Below are 21,614 nucleotides of genomic sequence, written 5' to 3'. Positions count from 1 at the left end.
GAGTTACGATCGTGAGGCGTTGCCGGAGAAAAGAAAATGCCGCCCGAAGGCGGCATTTTCAGGATCGTTGCGGCTTGCCTCAGACCTGCTCGAAGGCGCCGTGGCAATGCTTGTATTTCTTGCCGGAACCACAGGGGCAGGTCTCGTTACGGCCGACCTTGCCCCAGGTGGCCGGGTCATCCGGGTTGCGGTTTTCGGGAGAAACGATGACTTCCGATGCCTGGTAGATCGCTGGGGCGAAATCGTCTTCGCCGGTCGTCGGATCCAGGTGATGGGCCTGCATCAACGGCGGTTCGGGCTCGGCGGGCGCCTGCTGCACCAGCTCGACGCGCATCAGCTGGGCGGTGACGGCCTCGCGCAGATTGTTGAGCAGCGCCGTGAAGAGCTCGAAGGCTTCCGACTTGTATTCCTGCAGCGGATCGCGTTGGGCATAGCCGCGGAAGCCGATGACGGAGCGCAGATGGTCGAGATTGACGATATGCTCGCGCCAGAGATGATCGAGCGTCTGCATGACGATCGAGCGCTCGACATAATGCATGATGTCGTCGCCGAAACGCTCGGCTTTTTCCGTGAAGGCGGCATTGGTGGCTTGCGTCAGCCGCTCGCGGATATCGTCTTCGCCGATACCTTCTTCCTTCACCCAGTCCTCGATCGGCAGATCGAGATTGAGGATGTTCAAAGCACCGGTCTTCAGGCCGGCAGCATCCCATTGTTCGGCATAGGCGCGCTCGGGGATATGCTTTTCGACCATGTCCTCGATTACCTCGCGGCGCATGTCGGAGACCATTTCGGAAATATTGGCCGCTTCCATCAGCTCGAGGCGCTGTTCGAAAATTACCTTGCGCTGGTCGTTGAGAACGTCGTCATATTTCAGAAGGTTCTTGCGGATATCGAAGTTGCGGGCTTCGACCTTCTTCTGGGCGCGCTCCAGGGCCTTGTTGATCCAGGGATGGACAATCGCCTCGCCCTCCTTGAGGCCGAGCTTGGTCAGCATGCTGTCCATGCGGTCGGAGCCGAAGATGCGCATCAGATCGTCCTGAAGCGAAAGGTAGAACTTCGAGCGGCCGGGGTCGCCCTGACGGCCGGAACGGCCGCGCAGCTGGTTGTCGATGCGACGGCTTTCATGGCGTTCGGTGGCGATGACGTAGAGACCGCCGGCGGCGAGCGCCTTCTGCTTGAGTTCCTTGATCTCCCCGACGATCGCCTGGATCCGGGCGTCACGCTCCGGACCGGCTTCGACATCGCCGAGTTCGCGCTCGATGCGCATGTCGAGGTTGCCGCCGAGCTGGATGTCGGTGCCGCGGCCGGCCATGTTGGTGGCGATGGTGACGGCACCCGGCACGCCGGCCTGGGCGACGATATAGGCTTCCTGCTCGTGGTAGCGGGCGTTCAGCACCTGGAAGTCGTTGAAGCCTTGCTTGCGCAAGCGTTCGGCAAGCAGCTCCGACTTCTCGATCGAGGTGGTGCCGACCAGCACCGGCTGGCCACGCTTATGGGCATCGAGGATTTCCTCGATGATCGCCTTGAACTTCTCGTCGAAGGTCCGGTAGACCTCGTCGTCCTCGTCGATGCGCTTGATCGGCAGGTTGGTCGGAACCTCGATGACATCGAGATTGTAGATATTCCCAAATTCTTCCGCTTCCGTCTGCGCCGTACCGGTCATGCCGGCGAGCTTGCCGTACATGCGGAAGTAGTTCTGGAAGGTGATCGAGGCCAGCGTCTGGTTTTCCGGCTGGATCTGCACCTTTTCCTTGGCTTCCAGCGCCTGGTGCTGGCCTTCCGAATAACGGCGGCCCGGCATCATGCGGCCGGTGAACTCGTCGATGATGACGACTTCGTCGTTGCGGACGATATAGTCCTTGTCGCGCTGGAAGAGCTTGTGGGCCTTCAGCGCATTGTTGATGTGGTGGACGATCGCGACATTCTCGATGTCGTAGAGCGCGTTGCCCTTCAGGAGGCCGGCCTGGCGGAGCAGGTTTTCCAGCTTCTCAGTGCCTTCTTCGGAGAAGTTGGCGGAGCGCTGCTTCTCGTCGATCTCGTAGTCGCTGGGCGCCAGCAGCGGAATGAAGGCGTCGATCGTATTATAGAGTTCGGAGCGGTCGTCGAGCGGACCGGAGATGATCAGCGGCGTGCGCGCCTCGTCGACCAGGATCGAGTCCACTTCGTCGACGATCGCGAAGTTATGGCCGCGCTGGACCATCTGGTTCTTCTCGTACTTCATGTTATCGCGCAGATAATCGAAGCCGAGTTCGTTGTTGGTGGCATAGGTGATGTCGCAGGCATAGGCCGCGCGACGCTCCTCGTCGGAGAGGCCGTGGACAATGACGCCGGTGGTCATGCCGAGGAAGCCGTAGACTCGGCCCATGGTGGCGGCGTCGCGCTGGGCGAGGTAATCGTTGACGGTGACGACGTGCACGCCCTTGCCGGAAAGCGCGTTCAGATAGACCGGCAGGGTGGCGACGAGGGTTTTGCCTTCGCCGGTCTTCATCTCGGCGATCGCATTCGAATGCAGGATCATGCCGCCGACCAGCTGTACGTCAAAAGGTCGCAGGCCGAGAACGCGGCGCGAGGCTTCGCGCACGACGGCAAAGGCCGGGATCAGAATGTCGTCGAGGGTCTTGCCCTCGGCGAGCAGGGCGCGAAACTCCACGGTCTTTGCCGCGAGCTGCTCGTCCGTCAGGGCCTTCGTCTTCTCTTCGATAGAGTTGATGGCAGTGACGTTCGGCTGGAAGGACCGCACGCGGCGGTCATTGGAAGAACCAAATAACTTGCGGGCTATACCGCCAAAGCTGACCATATGACTGGTCCTTTCTCAATATTCATCCCCGACGTTTCTTATTCGCGGCCCAGCCGAAAATCAGGCGCGCGCCTTAAAACGCCCGGAAACTGTTCTGGACGCGAGGTTGCGTGACAGATAAGAGGGGGGTCGAATGATGTCAACGGATTTGGCGGATACAGAAAGGCCACAATCCGGTGTTGATGGCTATTTTGGGCTGGATTCAGGCGATGCTGAAACCGGCGATGTAACTGTGAAGGGTATTTCATGTTGAGCACCAACAAACTTGCCGTTCTGGCGTTCGCAACTTTTGTTGCGCTCCAGGCCCCGGCCTATGCCGATGACGCCGTCATCGCCAAGGTCGGCAATCTGGAGATCCACCAGTCGGAACTCGACCTTGCCGTCGCCAATCTCGACCCGCAGCTGGCGCAGCTCCCTGATGACCAGAAGAAGGTCGCAGCCCTTTCCGCCGCCATCGACGTGAAGCTGCTCGCCGCCGACGCTGCGGCCGAGAAGCTCGATCAGACCGACGAATTCAAGAGGCGCATGCAGTATCTCACCGATCGCGAGCTGCACAACGCCTATTTCAAGAAGCATGTCGTCGACATCGTGACGCCTGAGGAAGTCAAGGCCCGCTACGACAAGGAAGTCGCTGCCCTGCCGAAGCAGGAAGAAGTCCACGCCCGTCACATCCTCGTCAAGACCGAGGACGAAGCCAAGGACATCATCAAGCAGCTCGACGCCGGCAAGGATTTTGCCGAACTCGCCAAGGAAAAGTCCACCGATCCGAACAAGTCGGAAGGCGGCGATCTCGGCTATTTCTCGCGCGGCCGCATGGTCAAGGAATTCGAGGACGCAGCCTTCGCGTTGGAGAAGGGCACCTATTCCAAGACACCCGTCAAGACCGATTTCGGCTTCCACGTCATCAAGGTCGAGGACAAGCGCGACGCTCCGCCGCCGCCCTTCGAGCAGGTGCAGGATCAGGTTCGTCAGCTCGTCATGCGCGACAAGTATCTTGAGCTTCTGAACAAGGCGAAGGCCTCCGCCAAGATCGAGATCTCGGACGAGACGCTGCGCAAGGGTTACGACCAGGCCAACAAGCAGCCGGAGCCGGGCAGCGAGCCCGTCGCGCCGGCGCCGCAGCAGTAATCATCGCATCGGGGCCCGGTTCTTCCGGGCCCTTCCAAATCAAAAAGCAGAGCATGATGTCGTCGAAAAACGCCGACACTTTCGGCATCATGCTCCGGCATCGTTTGTTGTCGCATTTCCGGACGGCGAACCGGTTTCCAATTCGCCTGGAAATGCTCATTGGCAGGTCTTATCATGTCCGGTTCCGTCTCTCCGCTCGCTCCGAAATCCTTCGTCTCGATGCCGCCGTTGCGCGGCGTGCGCATGGCGACGGCGTCCGCCGGCATCAAGTACAAGAACCGCACCGACGTGCTGATGATGGTCTTCGACAGGCCGGCGGCCGTTGCGGGCGTCTTCACCCGCTCGAAGTGCCCGTCGGCGCCGGTCGATTTCTGCCGGGCCAATCTTCCCCATGGCAGCGCCCGCGCCGTCGTCGTCAATTCCGGCAATGCCAATGCGTTTACCGGGCTGAAGGGCCGCCAGGCGACCGCGCTGACGGCGCAGTCGGCTGCCGCTGCCGTTGGCTGCGCTGAAAACGAGATCTATCTGGCCTCGACCGGCGTCATCGGCGAGCCGCTCGATGCCACCAAATTCGCAGGCGTTCTGGATCGGATGCAGGTCGAAGCGACGGGCGATTTCTGGTTCGAGGCCGCCAAGGCGATCATGACGACCGACACCTACCCGAAGGTTTCGACCCGCAGCGCCGAGATCGGCGGCGTGGCCGTGACGATCAACGGCATCGCCAAGGGCGCCGGCATGATCGCGCCTGATATGGCGACCATGCTCTCCTTCGTCGTCACCGATGCCGACATTGCACCGGCCGCGCTGCAGGCGCTTCTGTCCGACGGTGTCGGCCCGACCTTCAATTCCATGACTGTCGACAGCGACACTTCCACCTCCGATACGCTGATGCTGTTTGCGACGGGTGCGGCGGCCGAGGACGGCCAGGCCCGTATCGAACGCGCCGATGATCCGCGCCTTGCCACCTTCCGCGCTGCACTCAACGAAGTGCTGAAGGATCTGTCGCTGCAGGTGGTGCGTGACGGCGAAGGTGCCACCAAGATGCTCGAGATCACAGTGACGGGCGCCGAGAGCGATACCGCCGCCAAGCGCATCGCACTGTCGATCGCCAATTCGCCGCTGGTCAAGACGGCGGCCGCCGGCGAAGACGCCAATTGGGGCCGTATCGTCATGGCGGTCGGCAAATCCGGCGAGATGGCCGATCGCGACCGGCTCGCCATCTGGTTCGGCGACATCAGGGTCGCCGTCAACGGCGAGCGTGACCCGGATTATTCCGAGGAGGCCGCCTCTGATGTCATGAAGGCGCAGGATATCCCCGTCAAAGTCGATATCGGGCTCGGTGCCGGCACGGCTACGGTCTGGACCTGCGACCTCACCAAGGAATATGTTGCGATCAATGGCGACTATCGGAGCTGATCGGTCATTGGCGCAGGCATCCATTTCCTCACACAATCTGCCGCTGGTCCGCAGGCTGGAGGCTGTCGGCTTCCGCGCCTGGCCGGCGGCGTCCGTGCAATATGACGGCAGCTGGCAGGTGCGGCTGACGGCCGGCCACCCGTCCAACCGGTTGAATTCGATCGTGCCGCTCGATCCTTCGGATCATCGCGACGTCGAAATCCGCCTGGAAAAGGCGAGCCGGAAGTTCGAGGCCTATGGCCGCGCCGTCGTGGTCCGCCAGACGCCGCTTGCCTCGCCGGTGCTGATCGAACTTCTGCGCCAGCAGAACTGGATGCAGTTCGACGAGACTGTCGTGATGACCTGCGATCTGGCCGAGGCGGAATTGCCGGACACGCTCGATCACCTGCCGACCCATGATGTCGGCCGTTTCGTCGATGCCAATCTCGCCGTCGAGCGGGCGCCACTGAGCTTGAAGCCGGCGCTTGCCGAAATCATTACGGCGATCAAGCCGCCATCCGGCCTGTTCATGATCGAGAATGCGACGGATGGCCCGCTTGCGACCGTGCTCTGCGTTCAGGACAACGATCTTGCCGGCATCATGTCGCTTTCGGTCTCCGAGGCGCGGCGGCGCGAGGGGCTTGGCACCGAGATCCTGACCTCGGCGCTGCGCTGGGCACGCATGCGCAGCGCTCGTTCGGCCTGGCTGCAGGTGAAGCTTTCCAACCGTCCGGCGATCGCCCTCTATGAGCGCCTCGGTTTTCGCGACGCCTATCATTATTGCTATTGGCAGCGGGAGCCGAAATGATCGAGGCAGGCCGGAAGATATTGCTGGTCGCCGCCTGCGCGCTGATCGATACCGACGGGCGTATCCTATTGGCACAGCGTCCCGAGGGGAAGTCGCTTGCGGGGCTCTGGGAGTTTCCCGGCGGCAAGGTCGAACCTGGCGAGACGCCGGAAGAAACGCTGGTGCGCGAGCTCGAGGAAGAGCTCGGCATCAAGACCAAGATCGCCTGCCTGGCGCCGCTCACCTTCGCCAGCCATTCCTACGAGACCTTCCACCTTTTGATGCCGCTTTATATCTGCCGGCGCTATGAGGGCGTTCCCCAGGGCCGCGAGGGCCAGGCGCTGAAATGGGTGCGGCCGCAGGCGTTGCGCGATTATCCGATGCCGCCGGCCGACGAGCCGCTCATCCCGATGCTGCAGGATTTACTTTAGCGTTACCTGATTATTATCGCGCCGTGTCGTTTTCGGCTGTGGATATTAATGGATCGTTTAACACCTTCTGCCAAAGATCGGCCTCAATCAAGCATCTGGCGTGCGTGTATTAAAAGGCTTGACGTCATGGACGATGATTTCTGGAAAGCTGTCCGGGAAAAGGAACGGGCTTCGTCTGCCTCGCGCAGGACGGGTGCGCTCAATATCGCCCTTCTGTTCGGTACGGCGGTGGTTGCGCTGACGCTCATCCTGACGCCGATGCTTGCGGATTCCTCGAAAAAGAGTGTCTTTGCCAGCGCTCCCCTTGAATTTGATACGATGACAACAGGATCGATTCCGAAGGCCGAAAGCGGCAAGCGTTATACGATTCGCCGCAGCGTCCTCCAGGATACACCCGGCTCGGTCTGCGTCGTCCAGGGCTATGGCGTCGGCGCCGGTTGCTGAAAAATGTCGGCCATCACCTGATGGTCGTGGAATTGGTCGTTTGCTGTCCGTTCGCGCTAAGGGTTGGGTGATGCATTTTTTGAAGGCATTTCTTGCAGATAATAGAGGTGCGACGGCGGTCGAATATGGGCTGATCGCCGCCGTCATCGGTGGCGCAATTGTCTCTGCTCTCGGTATCTTCTCCGGCAGACTGCAGGATATTTTCAACGCGATCGGCAACAATCTGCCTGGGAATTGAAGAGGCAGCCGGCCATTACTGCCTGAGCTTGTGCTCGTCCACTTTCAGCGCATCGGCGAGGCGAGCCTTGGCCGAACCGGGCTTCAGCGGCTTTTGCTGGCTCTCGTGCGCAGCCCATCCCGAGACATAGATGATCGAGAAGGTGGCGCGGATGCGCCCGTCGGGATCGGAATAGCGTTCGGCGTAGATCTCCGCTGCGCGCAGGAAGAAGGCGCGTGTCAGCGGCATCCGGCCGCGGGCTGCAAGCGGATTGCTCATGCCCATCGCTCGCAGATCCCGCATCAGCGGGAAGAGCGAATCATAGCGCACCGTGTAGTTCTCCGTGTCGATCACCGGCAGCGTGAAGCCGGCGCGCTGCATCAGGCCGCCAACATCGCGCACATCGGCGAAGGGAATGACACGCGGGCTTGCGCCGCCGGTCATCTCGACCTCGGCGGCCAGCAGCACCTCGCGCAGTTCCTGGAGGGTCCCGGCGCCGGGGATCGCAGCGAGAAACAGCCCGTCCGGCTTCAGGGCTCGGCGAATCTGGATGAAAACGCCAGGCGTATCGTTGGTCAGATGCAGGCTGAGCGGCGCAAGGATGAGATTGGCCGATTGCGGTTCGAGCGGCACATCTTCGAGCGGCGCCTCGATCAAGGTTTCGCCCGGCCCGGCATAGGCCTTCTCGCTTTCGACGCGGATGATCGTGCCGATCTTGCCCGTCGCCAGCGCCGCACGGGCGGCAGCCCCGGTTGCGCCGTGCAGCTCGACGGCGGTCTCGAAGGTCCGCTCGACGACGGCAAGCCTCTCGGCCATTTCCTCAGCGGCGATGTCGAGCAGGAAGGCGGCTTTCGGGTCGTTGCTGGCAAGCGCACGATGGCGGTGTGCGGCGATCAGGGCCTTGTCGAAGATCGTTTCCATGGCGATGTCCTTAGTCCCGCGTCGTTTAGGCGGCAAGACGATTTTCGTTTCGCGCAGAACGCGCCAGAGCCTTTCTTGGCCAGATTGAAGCATTCTGCCGGAGCAGGTTTTCATCAGGGCAAAGGCGATTGGCGACGGACATACCCCTTGGTACGTCCGAGCCGATCGCCTCTGTCCTGGCGTAGAGATGCCCGGCCCACCGGCCGCACTGCTTCGCCATGCGAAGCAATAGGTGCGTCCGGCGATTCTAAAGTCCCGCAGATTTGCCTAGCAAATCTGCGGGAGGGTTGGCTGAAACGGGCCGGCTGATCGACCGGCCGGCTTGGCCGTAGAACTGGGCTACGACGCGCGCCGGCCGGTCGACCATCCGATTCCGTTTGAGCCAACAGAATGCTTCAATCTGACCAGGAAAGGCTCTAGTCTTAGCCGCATGGGCTCGATCGATTTCGAAAGACCGGCAGAGTTTTTGCGGGCGCATCTCTTGCGGCCGTTGTCGGCGCTTGCCGATTTCTTCTATCCGCCCGCCTGCTCCGTCTGCGGTATTTCCACAGGCGGCCATCGCGGGCTCTGCGCAAAATGCTGGTCCGGCATCCGCTTCATCGAACGGCCCTATTGCGAGGTGCTCGGCATTCCCTTCTCGCACGATCTCGGTGCCGGCATCCTCAGTGCCGAGGCGATTGCTGACCCGCCGCCCTTCGACCGGCTGCGGTCGGCTGCGACCCACGACCATGCGGTCCGCGATCTCGTGCATGGGCTGAAATATCGCGACCGTACCGATCTGGCGCCGATGATGGCCGCCTGGATGCTGCGCGCTTCCGACGGGGCGGTCGAAAGCTGCGATGCGCTGATCCCGGTGCCGCTGCATCGCACCCGCATGCTGGCGCGCAAGTTCAACCAGGCAGCCGAGCTTGCCCGCCATATGGCAAGGCTTTCGGGCAAGCCGCTGCTTGCAGCCACGCTTGTTCGCGTCAAGCGCACCAGCCAGCAGGTTGGCCTTGGCGCGAAGGCGCGCGAGGACAATGTCAGGGGCGCTTTCGCGATTGCCAAGGGTTGCGAAAACGACATTTTCGGCAAGCGCATCGTCCTCGTCGACGACGTCTATACAACGGGGGCGACGGTTGCTGCGGCAAGCCGGACATTGCGCAAGGCAGGTGCGGCCGAGATAACGGTTTTGACCTTTGCAAGGGCTCTCTCCGAGCCTATATGACAGAAATACCCGGCATCGGTCTGGAGAAATTATGGTACCCGTCACGATCTATACACGGCAGTTCTGCGGCTATTGCAGCCGCGCCAAGTCCCTTCTCGAAGAAAAGGGCGTCGACTACGTCGAACACGACGCAACCTTTTCGCCGGATCTTCGCCAGGAGATGATCGGCAAGTCGAACGGCCGCACCACCTTTCCGCAGATCTTCATCGGCGCCGATCATGTCGGCGGTTGCGACGATCTCTTCGCGCTCGATCGGGCCGGCAAGCTCGATCCGATGCTGGCGGCCTGAGGACAAATCGATGAGCTTCAAGGCCGCCGCCATCCAGATGTGTTCCGGGGTCGATCCGGTGAAAAACGCCGCAGCCATGGCGCGGCTGGCGCGCGAGGCTGCCGCAGAGGGCGCGATCTATGTGCAGACGCCGGAGATGACCGGCATGTTGCAGCGCGATCGCGCGGCGGCGCGCGCCGTTCTTGCTGACGAGGCGCATGACATCATCGTCAAGACCGGCTCGGAGCTCGCCGCCGAACTCGGCATCCACGTGCATGTCGGCTCGACGGCAATCGCCCTTGCCGACGGCAAAATCGCCAATCGCGGTTTCCTCTTCGGTCCCGACGGCCGAATCCTCAATCGCTACGACAAGATCCATATGTTCGACGTCGACCTCGACAATGGCGAGAGCTGGCGTGAAAGTGCCGCCTATACGGCCGGCTCGGAGGCCCGTGTCCTGTCGCTGCCCTTTGCCGAAATGGGTTTTACGATCTGCTACGACGTGCGGTTTCCCACGCTCTTCCGCGCCCAGGCGATTGCCGGCGCCGAGGTGATGACGGTTCCCGCCGCCTTCACCAAACAGACCGGCGAGGCGCATTGGGAGATTCTGCTCAGGGCACGCGCGATCGAGAACGGTGTCTTCGTCATCGCCGCCGCACAGGCCGGCCGGCATGAGGACGGCCGCGAGACTTTTGGCCATTCGATGATCATCGATCCCTGGGGCACGGTGCTGGCGTCGGCCGGCGCCACCGGCGAGGCCATTATCGTTGCCGAGATCGATCCCAGTGCGGTCAAAACCGCGCATGATAAGATCCCGAACCTGAGGAATGGCCGGGAATTCTCGGTCGAGAAGATTGCGGGGGCAGTCGCAGGAGGCGTCGCCGCTTGATCCGCTATTCTCTCACCTGTGACAATGCCCATGAATTCGAAGGCTGGTTTTCCGAAAGCGCCGATTTCGACCGTCAGGTCGCGACCGGCTTCCTGACCTGCCCCGTCTGTCATTCCGCTGCTATTTCCAAGCTGTTGATGGCGCCTTCGGTGTCGACGGCGCGGAAGAAGGACGAGATCCAGACATTGGCGATGGATGCCATGCGCCAGGAGGCCCTGCGGAAGCTGAAAGAGGCGGTCGCGGCCGTCAAGGCCAATTCCGAGGATGTCGGCACGCAGTTTCCCGAGGAAGCCCGCAAGATCCATTATGGCGAGGCGGATGCCCGCGGCATCATTGGCCAGGCGACTTTCGACGAGGCGCAGGCACTCCTCGAAGAGGGCATCGAGATCGCAGCCATTCCGGTTTTGCCGGAAGACGTGAACTGACGCAGTCCGCGCGGCCTGCTGCAATGGCTACCTGCATGTGGCGCCTGCCCTGGACTTACGCCGGCCGCTTTGCCAGCAGCATATAATTGACGTCCATATCCTTGGACAGGTTCCATTGGTTCGACAGTGGGTTGAAGAAGACGCCGGTGCGGTCGGTGATCTCGAGGCCGCTTGCGGCCAGCGGCTTTTCCAGCTCTTCCGGGCGCACCAGCTTTTCATATTGATGCGTGCCGCGCGGCAGCCAGCGTAGAATGTTTTCGGCGGCGAAGATGGCGAGCGCGGCCGCCTTCATCGTGCGGTTGATGGTGGCAACGAAAATCAGACCGCCGGGGCGGACCATTTTCGCGCAGGTCGTCATGAAAAATTCGACGTCGGCGACGTGTTCGACCACTTCCATGTTCAAGACGATATCGAAGGTCTCGCCGGCGTCGGCGAGCTCCTCGGCAGTGACAGCGCGATAGTCGACCGAAACGCCTGATGCCTTGGCATGGGTAGAGGCGATGCCGATATTCTTCTCGGACGGATCGGCGCCGGTGACGGAGGCGCCCATGCGGGCGACAGGTTCGGACAGGAGGCCGCCGCCGCAGCCGATATCGAGCACCCGCAGGCCTTCGAGCGGGCGGGCGCTTTTCGGATCACGGCCGAAATTCTCGCAGGCCTTGTCTCTTATATAGGTAAGCCGGACGGGATTGAACTTGTGTAGCGGCCTGAACTTGCCGGTCGGGCTCCACCATTCCGCCGCCATCGCCGAGAAGCGGTCCACTTCGCCCTGGTCGATCGTGCTTCTGGCGCCTTCCGTCATCGTCCACTCCTTCATTCGCTCAATGTGAAGTCGGACGATCGACGGCATAAGTCAAGGGGCGTGGATCAGCGGACTGACGAGCGCGGAGCCGCTCGCCAACAGCTTTTATCGCGTGCGCTTGCCTACCCCCGCCAAACTCGCTAAGAGACGCCGCAACTTGGGGCCTTTTGGGGCCTGGGCTTTTAGAGCGGTTCCAGAAGTTGGGAATCCGGCTCTTTGGCCAGGCGGTCCGCCCCAGAGCTTTCGTGATGCCGGGTTCGGTTTTCCGCTGTCCCGGCGCCAGTCGTGGTAGAGGCATATGGCACGCATCGTAATGAAATTCGGCGGCACATCCGTCGCTGACCTGGACCGCATCAAGAACGTTGCCCGCCACGTAAAACGCGAAGTCGATGCCGGGCACGAGGTGGCGGTGGTCGTCTCGGCCATGTCCGGCAAGACCAATGAACTGGTCGGCTGGGTGCAAGGCACGCCGAAGGTGATCGGTGCCAATTCTCCGTTTTACGATGCGCGGGAATATGATGCGGTGGTCGCATCCGGCGAGCAGGTGACCTCCGGGCTGCTGGCGATCGCATTGCAGGCGATGGATATCAATGCGCGGTCCTGGCAGGGATGGCAGATCCCGATCCACACCGACAACGCTCATGGCGCGGCGCGGATCATGGAGATTGACGGCTCCGACATCGTCAAGCGGATGGGCGAGGGGCAGGTTGCCGTCATCGCCGGTTTCCAGGGTTTGGGACCCGACAACCGTATCGCGACGCTCGGGCGCGGCGGATCGGACACGTCCGCCGTCGCGATCGCGGCAGCTGTCAAAGCGGATCGCTGCGATATCTATACCGATGTCGACGGCGTCTACACCACCGACCCGCGTATCGTGCCGAAGGCGCGCAGGCTGAAGAAGATCGCTTTCGAGGAAATGCTGGAAATGGCCTCGCTCGGCGCCAAGGTGCTGCAGGTGCGCTCGGTCGAGCTTGCCATGGTGCACAAGGTGCGCACCTTCGTGCGCTCGTCATTCGAAGATCCCGATGCTCCGGGCATGGGCGATCTGTTGAACCCGCCCGGAACGCTGATTTGTGACGAGGATGAAATCGTGGAACAGGAAGTAGTCACCGGCATCGCCTATGCCAAGGATGAGGCTCAGATCTCGCTTCGCCGTCTTGCCGACCGGCCTGGCGTTTCCGCAGCGATCTTCGGACCGCTCGCCGAATCCCATATCAATGTCGACATGATCGTCCAGAATATCTCCGAGGACGGGTCGAAGACCGACATGACCTTCACCGTCCCTTCAGGCGACGTCGAGAAGGCGATCAAGGTGCTCGGCGACCATAAGGAGAAGATCGGCTACGATGTCGTGCAGAACGAATCGGGGCTGGTGAAAGTATCGGTCATCGGCATCGGCATGCGCAGCCACGCGGGCGTTGCCGCGACCGCATTTCGTGCACTTGCCGAAAAAGGCATCAACATCAAGGCGATCACGACCTCCGAGATCAAGATTTCCATCCTGATCGACGGTCCCTATGCAGAACTCGCTGTCAGGACTTTGCATTCCTGCTACGGTCTGGATAAGAATTGATTCCCAGTGGGCGGCCTGCCCCTTCAGGTTGAGGAGACGAGGGCCGGCCCGCCGGGACTGAGTGCGTTGTTTCGGGAGCTTGAGACGCCATGAGAGACCTTTCCGGCGGTCCACGCGTGCTGCTCAGGCGGCTGCGCGAGTTGATGGCGGAGCCGCTGGAGCCGCAGGATCGTCTTGACCGGATCGTCCGCCAGATCGCCGGCAACATGGTGGCGGAAGTCTGCTCTGTCTACGTGCTGCGCGCCGACGGCGTCCTCGAACTCTATGCAACCGAAGGTCTCAACCGCGAGGCCGTGCATCTGGCGCAACTGAAGATGGGGCAGGGCCTCGTCGGCACGATCGCAGCCTCGGCCCAGCCGCTGAACCTTTCCGACGCGCAGTCACACCCTGCTTTCCGTTACCTGCCGGAAACGGGCGAAGAGATCTACCATTCCTTCCTTGGTGTGCCGATTCTCCGAACCGGGCGCTCGCTCGGCGTTCTCGTCGTCCAGAACAAGGCGAGCCGCAACTATCGCGAGGAAGAGCTGGAAGCGCTCGAGACGACGGCGATGGTGCTGGCCGAGATGATCGCCACCGGCGAGCTCAAGAAGATCACCAAGCCGGGCCTCGAACTCGACCTGACGCGTTCGGTGACCGTCGACGGCGACACCTATAATGACGGCATCGGCCTCGGTTACGTCGTGCTGCACGAGCCGCGCATCGTCGTCACCAACCTGCTCAACGAGGATGCCGAGAAGGAAATCCGACGGCTGGCCGAAGCCATGGGCTCGCTCCGGATCTCGATCGACGACATGCTGTCGCGTCGCGACGTGTCGATGGAAGGCGAACACCGCGAGGTGCTCGAAACCTATCGTATGTTCGCGCATGATCAGGGCTGGGTGCGCAAGCTCGAGGAGGCGATCCGCAACGGCCTGACGGCGGAAGCGGCGGTCGAGAAGGTGCAGAGCGATACCAAGGCGCGGATGATGCGCCTGACGGATCCGTATCTGCGCGAACGCATGCACGATTTCGAGGATCTGGCGAACCGGCTGCTCAGACAGTTGACGGGTTATACCGGGCGGACGACGGCCGAGGGTTTCCCCAGCGACGCGGTTATTCTGGCGCGCGCCATGGGGGCGGCAGAACTGCTCGATTATCCACGTGCCAATGTGCGCGGGCTGGTGCTGGAAGAAGGCGCGGTGACGAGCCATGTGGTGATCGTCGCGCGCGCCATGGGCATTCCGGTCATCGGCCAGGCAGCCGGCGTCGTGGCGCTCGCCGAGAACGGCGATGCCGTGATCATCGATGCCGACGAGGGGCATGTGCATCTGCGGCCGATGGCCGATCATCGGCGTTCCTACGAGGAAAAGGTCCGCTTCCGTGCCAGACGGCAGGAGCAGTTCCGGGCGCTGCGCGCCGTCGAGCCGGTGACGAAGGATGGGCAGCGGATCGCGCTGATGATGAATGCGGGGCTGCTGGTCGACCTGCCGCAGCTTTCGGAATCGGGCGCCGAGGGCATCGGCCTCTTCCGCACCGAACTGCAGTTCATGATCGCCTCCACCATGCCGAAGGCGGATGAGCAGGAGCAGTTCTATCGCAATGTGATAAAACAGGCGGCGGGCCGCCCCGTCACCTTCCGCACGCTGGATATCGGCGGCGACAAGGTCGTGCCCTATTTCCGCGGCCATGAGGAAGAAAATCCCGCCCTTGGCTGGCGCGCCATCCGGCTATCGCTCGATCGGCCGGGACTATTGCGCACCCAGCTGCGCGCCCTATTGAAGGCGTCGGCCGACACCGAACTGAAGCTGATGGTGCCGATGGTGACCGAGGTTTCGGAGCTGAAGATCGTGCGCGAGCTGTTGCAGAAGGAAGTGCAGCACCTCTCGCGCTTCGGTCACGGGTTGCCGCGCAAGCTGCAATTCGGAGCGATGCTGGAGGTGCCTGCACTGCTCTGGCAGCTTGACGAACTGATGGAGGCGGTGGATTTCGTTTCGGTCGGTTCGAACGACCTCTTCCAGTTCTCGATGGCGGTCGATCGCGGCAATGCGCGGGTCTCGGATCGCTTCGATCCGCTCGGCAAACCATTCTTGCGCATCCTGCGCGATATCGTGCGCGGGGCGGATCGGAACAAGACGCCGGTGACGCTCTGCGGCGAACTCGCCAGCAAACCGATCTCGGCGATGGCGCTGCTCGGCATCGGCTTCCGCTCGATCTCGATGTCGCCGGCCTCGATCGGACCGGTGAAGGCGATGCTGCTCGGGCTCGATGTCGGGGCGCTGGCCAAGGTGATGGACGAGGTGCTGGACGATCACCACGCCGTGATGCCGATGCGCGAGGTGCTTGCCCGCTTCGCCGAGAGCCACAATATTCCCCTTTAGACAGAGATTAAGAAGAATCGGAGTGAAGGGTGGCGAAGCTTCCCGTTGAAAAAATGCGCGAGCTGGAGCGCCGTTTCGGCGAGATCGAGGCGCGCATGTCGGCTGGCCCGGCTGCCGATGTCTATGTGAAGCTCGCATCCGAATATTCCGAGCTGCAGGCCGTCGTGACGCAGATCCGCGCCTATGAGAAGGCGGTCGCCGAGCTTGCCGATCTCGAAACGCTGCTGGCGGATAAATCGGTCGATCGCGAGATGCGCGACCTCGCCGAGCTGGAACTGCCGGAGGTGAAAGAGCAGATCGAGACGCTCGAACAGGACATGCAGATCCTGCTTTTGCCGAAGGATGCAGCGGACGAAAAGAGTGCGATCCTCGAAATCCGCGCCGGCACCGGCGGCTCGGAAGCGGCCCTTTTTGCCGGCGATCTCTTTCGCATGTACGAGCGTTTCGCCGCGGAAAAGGGCTGGAAGGTGGAAGTTCTCTCGGCAAGCGAGGGCGAAGCCGGCGGCTATAAGGAAATCATCGCGACGATCACCGGCAGGGGCGTTTTCGCCAAACTGAAATTCGAATCCGGCGTACATCGCGTGCAGCGCGTGCCGGAAACCGAGGCGGGCGGACGCATCCATACGTCGGCGGCAACGGTTGCGGTGTTGCCGGAGGCCGAGGAGATCGACATCGAGATCCGGCCGGAGGATATCCGCATCGATACGATGCGCTCTTCGGGTGCGGGCGGCCAGCACGTCAATACGACGGACTCGGCGGTGCGCATCACCCACCTGCCGAGCGGCATCGTCGTCACCAGCTCGGAAAAGTCGCAACACCAGAACCGCGCCAAGGCGATGCAGGTGCTGCGCTCCAGGCTCTACGATGCCGAGCGGCAGCGGGCTGACAGCGAGCGCTCTGCCGATCGCAAGAGCCAGGTCGGCTCCGGCGACCGCTCGGAACGCATCCGCACCTATAATTTCCCGCAGGGTCGGGTGACGGACCATCGCATCAACCTGACACTCTACAAGCTCGACCGGATGATGGAAGGCGAGATCGAGGAGGTCGTCGATGCGCTGATGGCCGATTACCAGGCAAGCCAGCTGGCACAGCTCGGCGAACAGCAATGAGCTCGACGATCGCCGATATGCTTGCCGAAGCGCGCCGTTGCTTCACCGAAGCAGGTATCGTCGATCCGGCGACCGATGCGCGGCTGCTGGTCGCGGGCCTTCTGAAATTGTCGCCGACCGAGCTGTTGACGCGATCGGCCGAGAGACTTTCTCCCGAGCGGTCCGAGCTGATCTTCAAGGCGGTGGAGCGGCGGCTCGGCCATGAGCCGGTGCATCGCATTCTCGGCGAGCGGGAGTTCTACGGCTTGCCGCTTCGGCTCTCGGCGGAAACGCTGGAGCCGCGGCCGGATACAGAAATCCTGGTCGATACGGTGCTCGGCTATCTCCGCAACCTTGCAAAAGCTGAAGGCGGTCTCCATATCCTTGATCTAGGAACCGGGACCGGGGCAATATGCCTTGCGCTTTTGAGCGAGTGTCCTGATGCGTCAGGTGTCGGCAGCGACATATCGGCGGATGCGCTTTTGACGGCAAGATCGAATGCAGAAAGAAACGGATTGCTGGATCGGTTTCAGGCCATACAGTCGAGATGGTTCGAGAGCATCGAAGGGTCCTTTCACGCGATTGTCTCAAATCCGCCCTATATTGCGTCCAATGTCATTCACGATCTCGCTCCCGAAGTGACGAAATTTGATCCGCTTGCGGCCCTGGATGGCGGCCCGGATGGGCTTGACGCCTACAAAGCCATAGCCAAGGATGCGGCAAGGTTCATGAGACCCGATGGGTTCGTCGGACTGGAGATCGGCTACGATCAGCGAAACGATGTGACGGCGATCTTTGAAGCGAAAGGCTTCAAGTGCCTCAAATCCGTGAAAGATTATGGTCAGAACGACAGGGTGCTCGTGTTCGCGCTCGCGTGACAGGCGATAATTGCTGCACTGGACAGGACATTATTGTTATTGCGAAGAAAAGGCTTGGATTTCCCAGGGAAGCAATATAGGTTGCGGTTACGTGTTGGGCAGATAGGAATGAACGAGATTCGTTCGGTACTTGGTTTGCCTCGGGGGTCCGCTCTTTTAAATGAGAGTTTCAACGGTTGAACACGACCCAATGCGTGAATCAGTCAAACTGACTTGAGAACCAAGCGGCAGGTCGGCGCAAAGGCGCAGTATGCTCGCGGCACAAAGGTCCTGACCCGGTTTTCCGGTCATGGCGGTTGGTGCCATGTATCCATCACAAACAGAGAATTCAGGTGAACGATCTATGAGGCCAGGACAGCAGAACAAGCGCGGTCGAGGGCGTGGTAACAACAATAATAACAACGGCGGCGGTGGAAATAACAATAACAACAATTTCAACCGCAAGGGCGGCAATCCGCTGACCCGGACCTATGACAGCTCCGGCCCCGATGTGAAGATTCGCGGTACTGCGCAGCATATCGCCGAAAAATACGCGCAACTCGCCCGCGACGCGCAAAGTTCCGGCGACCGCGTGATTGCCGAGAACTATCTCCAGCACGCCGAACATTACAATCGTATCATCGCCAGCGCCCAGGCGCAGATGCAGGAGCGCTTCCAGCGCGACGATCGCGGCGATTACAATGATCGCGACGGCGCGGACCGCGACGGCGACGATATGGATAGCAACGACAATGACGGTGACGACGTCGTTATCGTCCAGCCGCCGCAGAGCAGGCAGCATCAGCCGCGGCCGCAGCCTGAGTCCCAGCCCCAGCCGACTCCTGCTCCGGCGCCGGTAGTGTCCCAGGCCGAGGTCATCGATGGAACCGGCCCGCAGCCGGAGATCGAAGGCATACCGGCCGAAGTCGCCATGGACGAGGAAGGTTCGGGCGGCCAGCCGCGCGAACGCCAGCCTCGCCGTCGCAGCACCGGCAACCGTCCCCGTCGCCCGCGTCGCGGCGCAGAAGGGGAAGCTGCTGCTGAAGGCGAGGGTGCCTCTGCCGAGGCGCCGGTGCTGGCCGACGTCGCATCGGAATGAGGATTTCGCCTCTCCTTCAGGGGAGAGCGTGAGGTTCATGCCATCTGCTCAAATTGCCTTTAAAATCCCCGGTCTCGCGCCGGGGATTTTCGTTTTATGGGCTTTAAACTCGCAGAACAGGCTACCATATTCTCCTCGAACTGCTTCGCCCGAAATCCCAGACGGGCAAAGCGCGGCCTGCCTTTTCAGGGGGTCGATCTCAATCATCGGTCTGCGCCTCGTCAGGGCAGGGCGATCCATGGAGGTAGAATATGAATATCGAGAAATATTCCGAGCGGGTGCGCGGTTTCATCCAGTCCGCCCAGACTTATGCGCTGGCGCAAGGTCACCAGCAATTCACGCCCGAACATGTGCTGAAAGTCCTGCTCGACGACGATCAGGGCATGGCGGCCTCGCTGATCGAGCGCGCCGGCGGCGATGCCAAGGCGGCCCGCCTTGCCAACGACGCGGCTTTGGCCAAGCTGCCGAAAATTTCCGGCGGCAACGGCAACATCTATCTTGCGCAACCGCTTGCCAAGGTACTTTCAACAGCTGAAGAGGCGGCGAAGAAGGCCGGCGACAGTTTCGTCACCGTCGAGCGCCTGCTGCAGGCGCTGGCGATCGAATCCTCGGCCTCGACCTTTTCGACGCTGAAGAATTCAGGCGTGACGGCTCAGGGCCTCAACCAAGTCATCAATGACATCCGCAAGGGCCGGACGGCGGATTCCTCCAATGCGGAGCAGGGTTTCGATTCGCTGAAGAAGTTCGCACGCGATCTCACCGCCGAAGCCCGCGAGGGCAAGCTCGACCCGGTGATCGGCCGCGACGACGAAATCCGCCGCACCATCCAGGTGCTTTCGCGCCGCACCAAGAACAATCCTGTGCTGATCGGCGAACCCGGTGTCGGCAAGACGGCGATCGTCGAAGGCCTGGCGCTGCGCATCGTCAACGGCGACGTGCCGGAATCGCTCAAGGACAAGAAGCTGATGGCGCTCGACATGGGCGCGCTGATTGCCGGTGCGAAATACCGCGGCGAATTCGAGGAGCGGCTGAAGGCCGTACTCAACGAAGTGCAGGCGGAGAACGGCGAGATCATCCTGTTCATTGACGAGATGCACACGCTGGTCGGCGCCGGCAAGGCGGATGGGGCGATGGACGCCTCCAACCTCTTGAAACCCGCCCTTGCCCGCGGTGAGCTGCATTGCGTCGGCGCGACCACGCTTGATGAATATCGCAAACATGTCGAGAAGGATCCGGCCCTTGCCCGCCGCTTCCAACCCGTCGTCGTTGACGAACCGACGGTCGAAGACACGATCTCGATCCTGCGCGGCCTGAAGGAAAAATACGAGCAGCATCACAAGGTGCGCATCGCCGATGCGGCGCTGGTGGCCGCGGCGACACTTTCCAACCGCTATATCACCGACCGTTTCCTGCCCGACAAGGCGATCGACCTGATGGACGAAGCGGCAGCGCGGCTGCGCATGCAGGTGGATTCCAAGCCGGAAGAGCTCGATGAACTCGACCGCCGCATCATCCAGCTGAAGATCGAACGCGAGGCCCTGAAGAAGGAAACCGACATTGCCTCGGCCGACCGGCTGAAGCGGCTGGAGACCGAACTCACCGACCTCGAAGAAGAGGCCGATGCGCTGACGGCCCGCTGGCAGGCGGAAAAGCAGAAGCTCGGCCTTGCCGCCGATCTCAAGAAGCAGCTCGACGATGCCCGTAACGAACTGGCGATCGCCCAGCGCAAAGGCGAGTTCCAGCGTGCCGGCGAGCTGACTTACGGCGTCATTCCGGATCTCGAAAAGCAGCTCGTCGATGCCGAGAAGCAGGATGGCGATCGCGGCCCGATGGTGCAGGAGGTGGTAAGCCCCGACAATATCGCTCACGTCGTTTCCCGCTGGACCGGCATTCCGGTCGACAGGATGCTGGAGGGCGAACGCGACAAGCTGCTGCGGATGGAAGACGAATTGGCGAAATCGGTGATCGGCCAGGGTGATGCGGTTCAGGCCGTGTCGCGCGCCGTCCGCCGCGCGCGCGCCGGCCTGCAGGATCCGAACCGGCCGATCGGCTCGTTCATCTTCCTCGGTCCGACCGGCGTCGGCAAGACGGAGCTCACCAAGGCGCTCGCCCGCTTCCTCTTCGACGACGAAACGGCGATGGTGCGCATGGATATGTCGGAATATATGGAGAAACACTCCGTTGCCCGTCTGATCGGCGCGCCTCCCGGCTATGTCGGTTATGACGAAGGCGGAGCGCTGACGGAAGCCGTGCGCCGCAGGCCCTATCAGGTCGTGCTGTTCGACGAGATCGAAAAGGCGCATCCCGACGTCTTCAACATCCTGCTGCAGGTGCTGGACGACGGACGCCTGACGGACGGCCAGGGCCGGACCGTCGATTTCCGCAACACGATGATCATCATGACCTCGAACCTCGGTGCCGAATATCTGACGCAGCTGAGGGACGGCGACGACAGCGATACGGTTCGCGAGCAGGTGATGGAGGTCGTGCGCGGGCATTTCCGGCCGGAATTCCTGAACCGCATCGACGAGATCATCCTCTTCCATCGCCTGAAACGTGAGGAGATGGGCGCGATCGTCGATATCCAGCTGAAACGGCTGGTGGCTCTGCTTTCCGAGCGCAAGATCGTCATCGATCTCGACGAAGACGCCCGCCATTGGCTGGCGAACAAGGGTTATGATCCGGTCTACGGCGCAAGGCCGCTGAAGCGGGTGATCCAGAAGTTCGTGCAGGATCCGCTCGCCGAGCAGATCCTGTCCGGCCAGGTGCCGGACGGATCGACGGTGAAGGTGACGAGCGGTTCGGACCGGCTGCAGTTCAAGACGCAGCAGACGGTGAGCGAAGCGGCGTAAACCGGTTTGCGGATGAATGAGGAATGGCGGCTTCGGCCGCCATTTTTCGTCTGGGGTGCGATCGGCGACCGGGATGA

20 protein-coding genes are annotated in these 21,614 nt (G+C 61.7%); 16 read left to right on the top strand and 4 right to left on the bottom strand.

Features of this window, described 5'->3' with window-relative positions; translation table 11 throughout:
* Window positions 1-79: 79 nt before the first annotated feature.
* Entirely contained in the window at window positions 80-2,797 is a 2,718-nt protein-coding gene (secA, locus tag NE851_RS30795; protein WP_254959571.1) for a preprotein translocase subunit SecA, read from the bottom strand.
* 246 nt (window positions 2,798-3,043) lie between these two features.
* Between secA and NE851_RS30790 the strand changes: the two genes are divergently transcribed.
* The 6 genes from NE851_RS30790 (at window position 3,044) to NE851_RS30765 (ending at window position 7,220) form a co-directional block, all read left to right on the top strand.
* Window positions 3,044-3,925, top strand: a complete 882-nt coding sequence (locus NE851_RS30790) for a peptidylprolyl isomerase (RefSeq protein ID WP_047619934.1) — start codon at window positions 3,044-3,046, stop codon at window positions 3,923-3,925.
* A gap of 174 nt (window positions 3,926-4,099) precedes the next feature.
* The gene (gene argJ / locus NE851_RS30785) at window positions 4,100-5,341 is read left to right on the top strand and encodes a bifunctional glutamate N-acetyltransferase/amino-acid acetyltransferase ArgJ (protein WP_063476305.1); all 1,242 of its coding nucleotides are present in this window, start codon (window positions 4,100-4,102) and stop codon (window positions 5,339-5,341) included.
* A complete protein-coding gene (locus NE851_RS30780; protein ID WP_127431889.1) occupies window positions 5,322-6,128 on the top strand; it encodes a GNAT family N-acetyltransferase in 807 nt (268 codons plus the stop codon). Before argJ ends, NE851_RS30780 begins: the two co-directional genes overlap by 20 nt.
* Entirely contained in the window at window positions 6,125-6,538 is a 414-nt protein-coding gene (gene mutT, locus NE851_RS30775; RefSeq protein WP_127431888.1) for an 8-oxo-dGTP diphosphatase MutT, read from the top strand. The genes NE851_RS30780 and mutT overlap by 4 nt, the downstream gene beginning before the upstream one ends.
* A 126-nt stretch (window positions 6,539-6,664) precedes the next feature.
* Entirely contained in the window at window positions 6,665-6,982 is a 318-nt protein-coding gene (locus tag NE851_RS30770) for a hypothetical protein (protein ID WP_047619941.1), read from the top strand.
* Window positions 6,983-7,052: 70 nt separating this feature from the next.
* Entirely contained in the window at window positions 7,053-7,220 is a 168-nt protein-coding gene (locus NE851_RS30765) for a Flp family type IVb pilin (RefSeq protein ID WP_047619943.1), read from the top strand.
* Window positions 7,221-7,235: 15 nt separating this feature from the next.
* Here the strand turns inward: NE851_RS30765 and NE851_RS30760 are convergent, their stop codons facing one another.
* Complete coding sequence (locus NE851_RS30760; protein WP_127431887.1) at window positions 7,236-8,120, bottom strand: methyltransferase domain-containing protein; 885 nt, start codon at window positions 8,118-8,120, stop codon at window positions 7,236-7,238.
* Between the two features lie 430 nt (window positions 8,121-8,550).
* On the opposite strand from NE851_RS30760, the gene NE851_RS30755 reads away from it, so the two are divergent.
* From NE851_RS30755 to NE851_RS30740, 4 genes are read left to right on the top strand one after another with little or no spacing between them, the layout of a single operon-like run.
* The gene (locus NE851_RS30755) at window positions 8,551-9,327 is read left to right on the top strand and encodes a ComF family protein (protein ID WP_127431886.1); all 777 of its coding nucleotides are present in this window, start codon (window positions 8,551-8,553) and stop codon (window positions 9,325-9,327) included.
* A 31-nt stretch (window positions 9,328-9,358) separates the two neighbouring features.
* Window positions 9,359-9,616, top strand: coding sequence for a glutaredoxin 3 (grxC, locus tag NE851_RS30750; RefSeq protein ID WP_047619947.1), 258 nt, complete (start codon window positions 9,359-9,361; stop codon window positions 9,614-9,616).
* Between the two features lie 10 nt (window positions 9,617-9,626).
* The gene (locus NE851_RS30745; protein WP_127431885.1) at window positions 9,627-10,484 is read left to right on the top strand and encodes a carbon-nitrogen hydrolase family protein; all 858 of its coding nucleotides are present in this window, start codon (window positions 9,627-9,629) and stop codon (window positions 10,482-10,484) included.
* A complete protein-coding gene (locus NE851_RS30740) occupies window positions 10,481-10,909 on the top strand; it encodes a DUF1178 family protein (protein ID WP_047619951.1) in 429 nt (142 codons plus the stop codon). The genes NE851_RS30745 and NE851_RS30740 overlap by 4 nt, the downstream gene beginning before the upstream one ends.
* Before the next feature lie 55 nt (window positions 10,910-10,964).
* Here NE851_RS30740 and ubiG read toward each other — a convergent pair whose 3' ends face one another.
* Window positions 10,965-11,711 (bottom strand): bifunctional 2-polyprenyl-6-hydroxyphenol methylase/3-demethylubiquinol 3-O-methyltransferase UbiG, encoded by a 747-nt coding sequence (gene ubiG / locus NE851_RS30735; protein WP_047619973.1) that lies wholly within the window; start codon window positions 11,709-11,711, stop codon window positions 10,965-10,967.
* A gap of 298 nt (window positions 11,712-12,009) precedes the next feature.
* On the opposite strand from ubiG, the gene NE851_RS30730 reads away from it, so the two are divergent.
* The 5 genes from NE851_RS30730 (at window position 12,010) to NE851_RS30710 (ending at window position 18,685) form a co-directional block, all read left to right on the top strand.
* On the top strand, window positions 12,010-13,284 hold the full coding sequence (locus NE851_RS30730; RefSeq protein ID WP_047619953.1) for an aspartate kinase: 1,275 nt from the start codon (window positions 12,010-12,012) through the stop codon (window positions 13,282-13,284).
* 89 nt (window positions 13,285-13,373) lie between these two features.
* Entirely contained in the window at window positions 13,374-15,641 is a 2,268-nt protein-coding gene (ptsP, locus tag NE851_RS30725) for a phosphoenolpyruvate--protein phosphotransferase (protein ID WP_047619955.1), read from the top strand.
* Window positions 15,642-15,670: 29 nt separating this feature from the next.
* Window positions 15,671-16,750 carry a peptide chain release factor 1 gene (prfA, locus tag NE851_RS30720; protein WP_127431884.1) on the top strand — a complete coding sequence of 360 codons (1,080 nt, stop codon included), beginning with the start codon at window positions 15,671-15,673 and terminating at the stop codon, window positions 16,748-16,750.
* The gene (prmC, locus tag NE851_RS30715; RefSeq protein WP_127431883.1) at window positions 16,747-17,607 is read left to right on the top strand and encodes a peptide chain release factor N(5)-glutamine methyltransferase; all 861 of its coding nucleotides are present in this window, start codon (window positions 16,747-16,749) and stop codon (window positions 17,605-17,607) included. The genes prfA and prmC overlap by 4 nt, the downstream gene beginning before the upstream one ends.
* Before the next feature lie 343 nt (window positions 17,608-17,950).
* Window positions 17,951-18,685, top strand: a complete 735-nt coding sequence (locus tag NE851_RS30710) for a DUF4167 domain-containing protein (RefSeq protein WP_063476311.1) — start codon at window positions 17,951-17,953, stop codon at window positions 18,683-18,685.
* 48 nt (window positions 18,686-18,733) lie between these two features.
* Here the strand turns inward: NE851_RS30710 and NE851_RS30705 are convergent, their stop codons facing one another.
* A complete protein-coding gene (locus tag NE851_RS30705; protein ID WP_164736004.1) occupies window positions 18,734-18,892 on the bottom strand; it encodes a hypothetical protein in 159 nt (52 codons plus the stop codon).
* Between the two features lie 44 nt (window positions 18,893-18,936).
* On the opposite strand from NE851_RS30705, the gene clpB reads away from it, so the two are divergent.
* Window positions 18,937-21,537, top strand: a complete 2,601-nt coding sequence (gene clpB, locus NE851_RS30700) for an ATP-dependent chaperone ClpB (RefSeq protein WP_047619963.1) — start codon at window positions 18,937-18,939, stop codon at window positions 21,535-21,537.
* Window positions 21,538-21,614 lie beyond the last annotated feature (77 nt).

The organism is Rhizobium anhuiense bv. trifolii (assembly GCF_024346605.1).
GTDB classification, from domain to species: domain Bacteria; phylum Pseudomonadota; class Alphaproteobacteria; order Rhizobiales; family Rhizobiaceae; genus Rhizobium; species Rhizobium anhuiense.
This window is presented reverse-complemented; position numbering and strand designations above follow the sequence as displayed.

Excerpts from the sequence above, each read along its gene's own strand:
- secA (WP_254959571.1), bottom strand. The coding sequence starts at position 2,797 with ATGGTCAGCTTTGGCGGTATAGCCCGCAAGTTATTTGGTTCTTCCAAT.
- NE851_RS30790 (WP_047619934.1), top strand. The coding sequence starts at position 3,044 with ATGTTGAGCACCAACAAACTTGCCGTTCTGGCGTTCGCAACTTTTGTT.
- argJ (WP_063476305.1), top strand. The coding sequence starts at position 4,100 with ATGTCCGGTTCCGTCTCTCCGCTCGCTCCGAAATCCTTCGTCTCGATG.
- NE851_RS30780 (WP_127431889.1), top strand. The coding sequence starts at position 5,322 with ATGGCGACTATCGGAGCTGATCGGTCATTGGCGCAGGCATCCATTTCC.
- mutT (WP_127431888.1), top strand. The coding sequence starts at position 6,125 with ATGATCGAGGCAGGCCGGAAGATATTGCTGGTCGCCGCCTGCGCGCTG.
- NE851_RS30770 (WP_047619941.1), top strand. The coding sequence starts at position 6,665 with ATGGACGATGATTTCTGGAAAGCTGTCCGGGAAAAGGAACGGGCTTCG.
- NE851_RS30765 (WP_047619943.1), top strand. The coding sequence starts at position 7,053 with ATGCATTTTTTGAAGGCATTTCTTGCAGATAATAGAGGTGCGACGGCG.
- NE851_RS30760 (WP_127431887.1), bottom strand. The coding sequence starts at position 8,120 with ATGGAAACGATCTTCGACAAGGCCCTGATCGCCGCACACCGCCATCGT.
- NE851_RS30755 (WP_127431886.1), top strand. The coding sequence starts at position 8,551 with ATGGGCTCGATCGATTTCGAAAGACCGGCAGAGTTTTTGCGGGCGCAT.
- grxC (WP_047619947.1), top strand. The coding sequence starts at position 9,359 with ATGGTACCCGTCACGATCTATACACGGCAGTTCTGCGGCTATTGCAGC.
- NE851_RS30745 (WP_127431885.1), top strand. The coding sequence starts at position 9,627 with ATGAGCTTCAAGGCCGCCGCCATCCAGATGTGTTCCGGGGTCGATCCG.
- ubiG (WP_047619973.1), bottom strand. The coding sequence starts at position 11,711 with ATGACGGAAGGCGCCAGAAGCACGATCGACCAGGGCGAAGTGGACCGC.
- NE851_RS30730 (WP_047619953.1), top strand. The coding sequence starts at position 12,010 with ATGGCACGCATCGTAATGAAATTCGGCGGCACATCCGTCGCTGACCTG.
- ptsP (WP_047619955.1), top strand. The coding sequence starts at position 13,374 with ATGAGAGACCTTTCCGGCGGTCCACGCGTGCTGCTCAGGCGGCTGCGC.
- prmC (WP_127431883.1), top strand. The coding sequence starts at position 16,747 with ATGAGCTCGACGATCGCCGATATGCTTGCCGAAGCGCGCCGTTGCTTC.
- NE851_RS30710 (WP_063476311.1), top strand. The coding sequence starts at position 17,951 with ATGAGGCCAGGACAGCAGAACAAGCGCGGTCGAGGGCGTGGTAACAAC.
- NE851_RS30705 (WP_164736004.1), bottom strand. The coding sequence starts at position 18,892 with ATGATTGAGATCGACCCCCTGAAAAGGCAGGCCGCGCTTTGCCCGTCT.
- clpB (WP_047619963.1), top strand. The coding sequence starts at position 18,937 with ATGAATATCGAGAAATATTCCGAGCGGGTGCGCGGTTTCATCCAGTCC.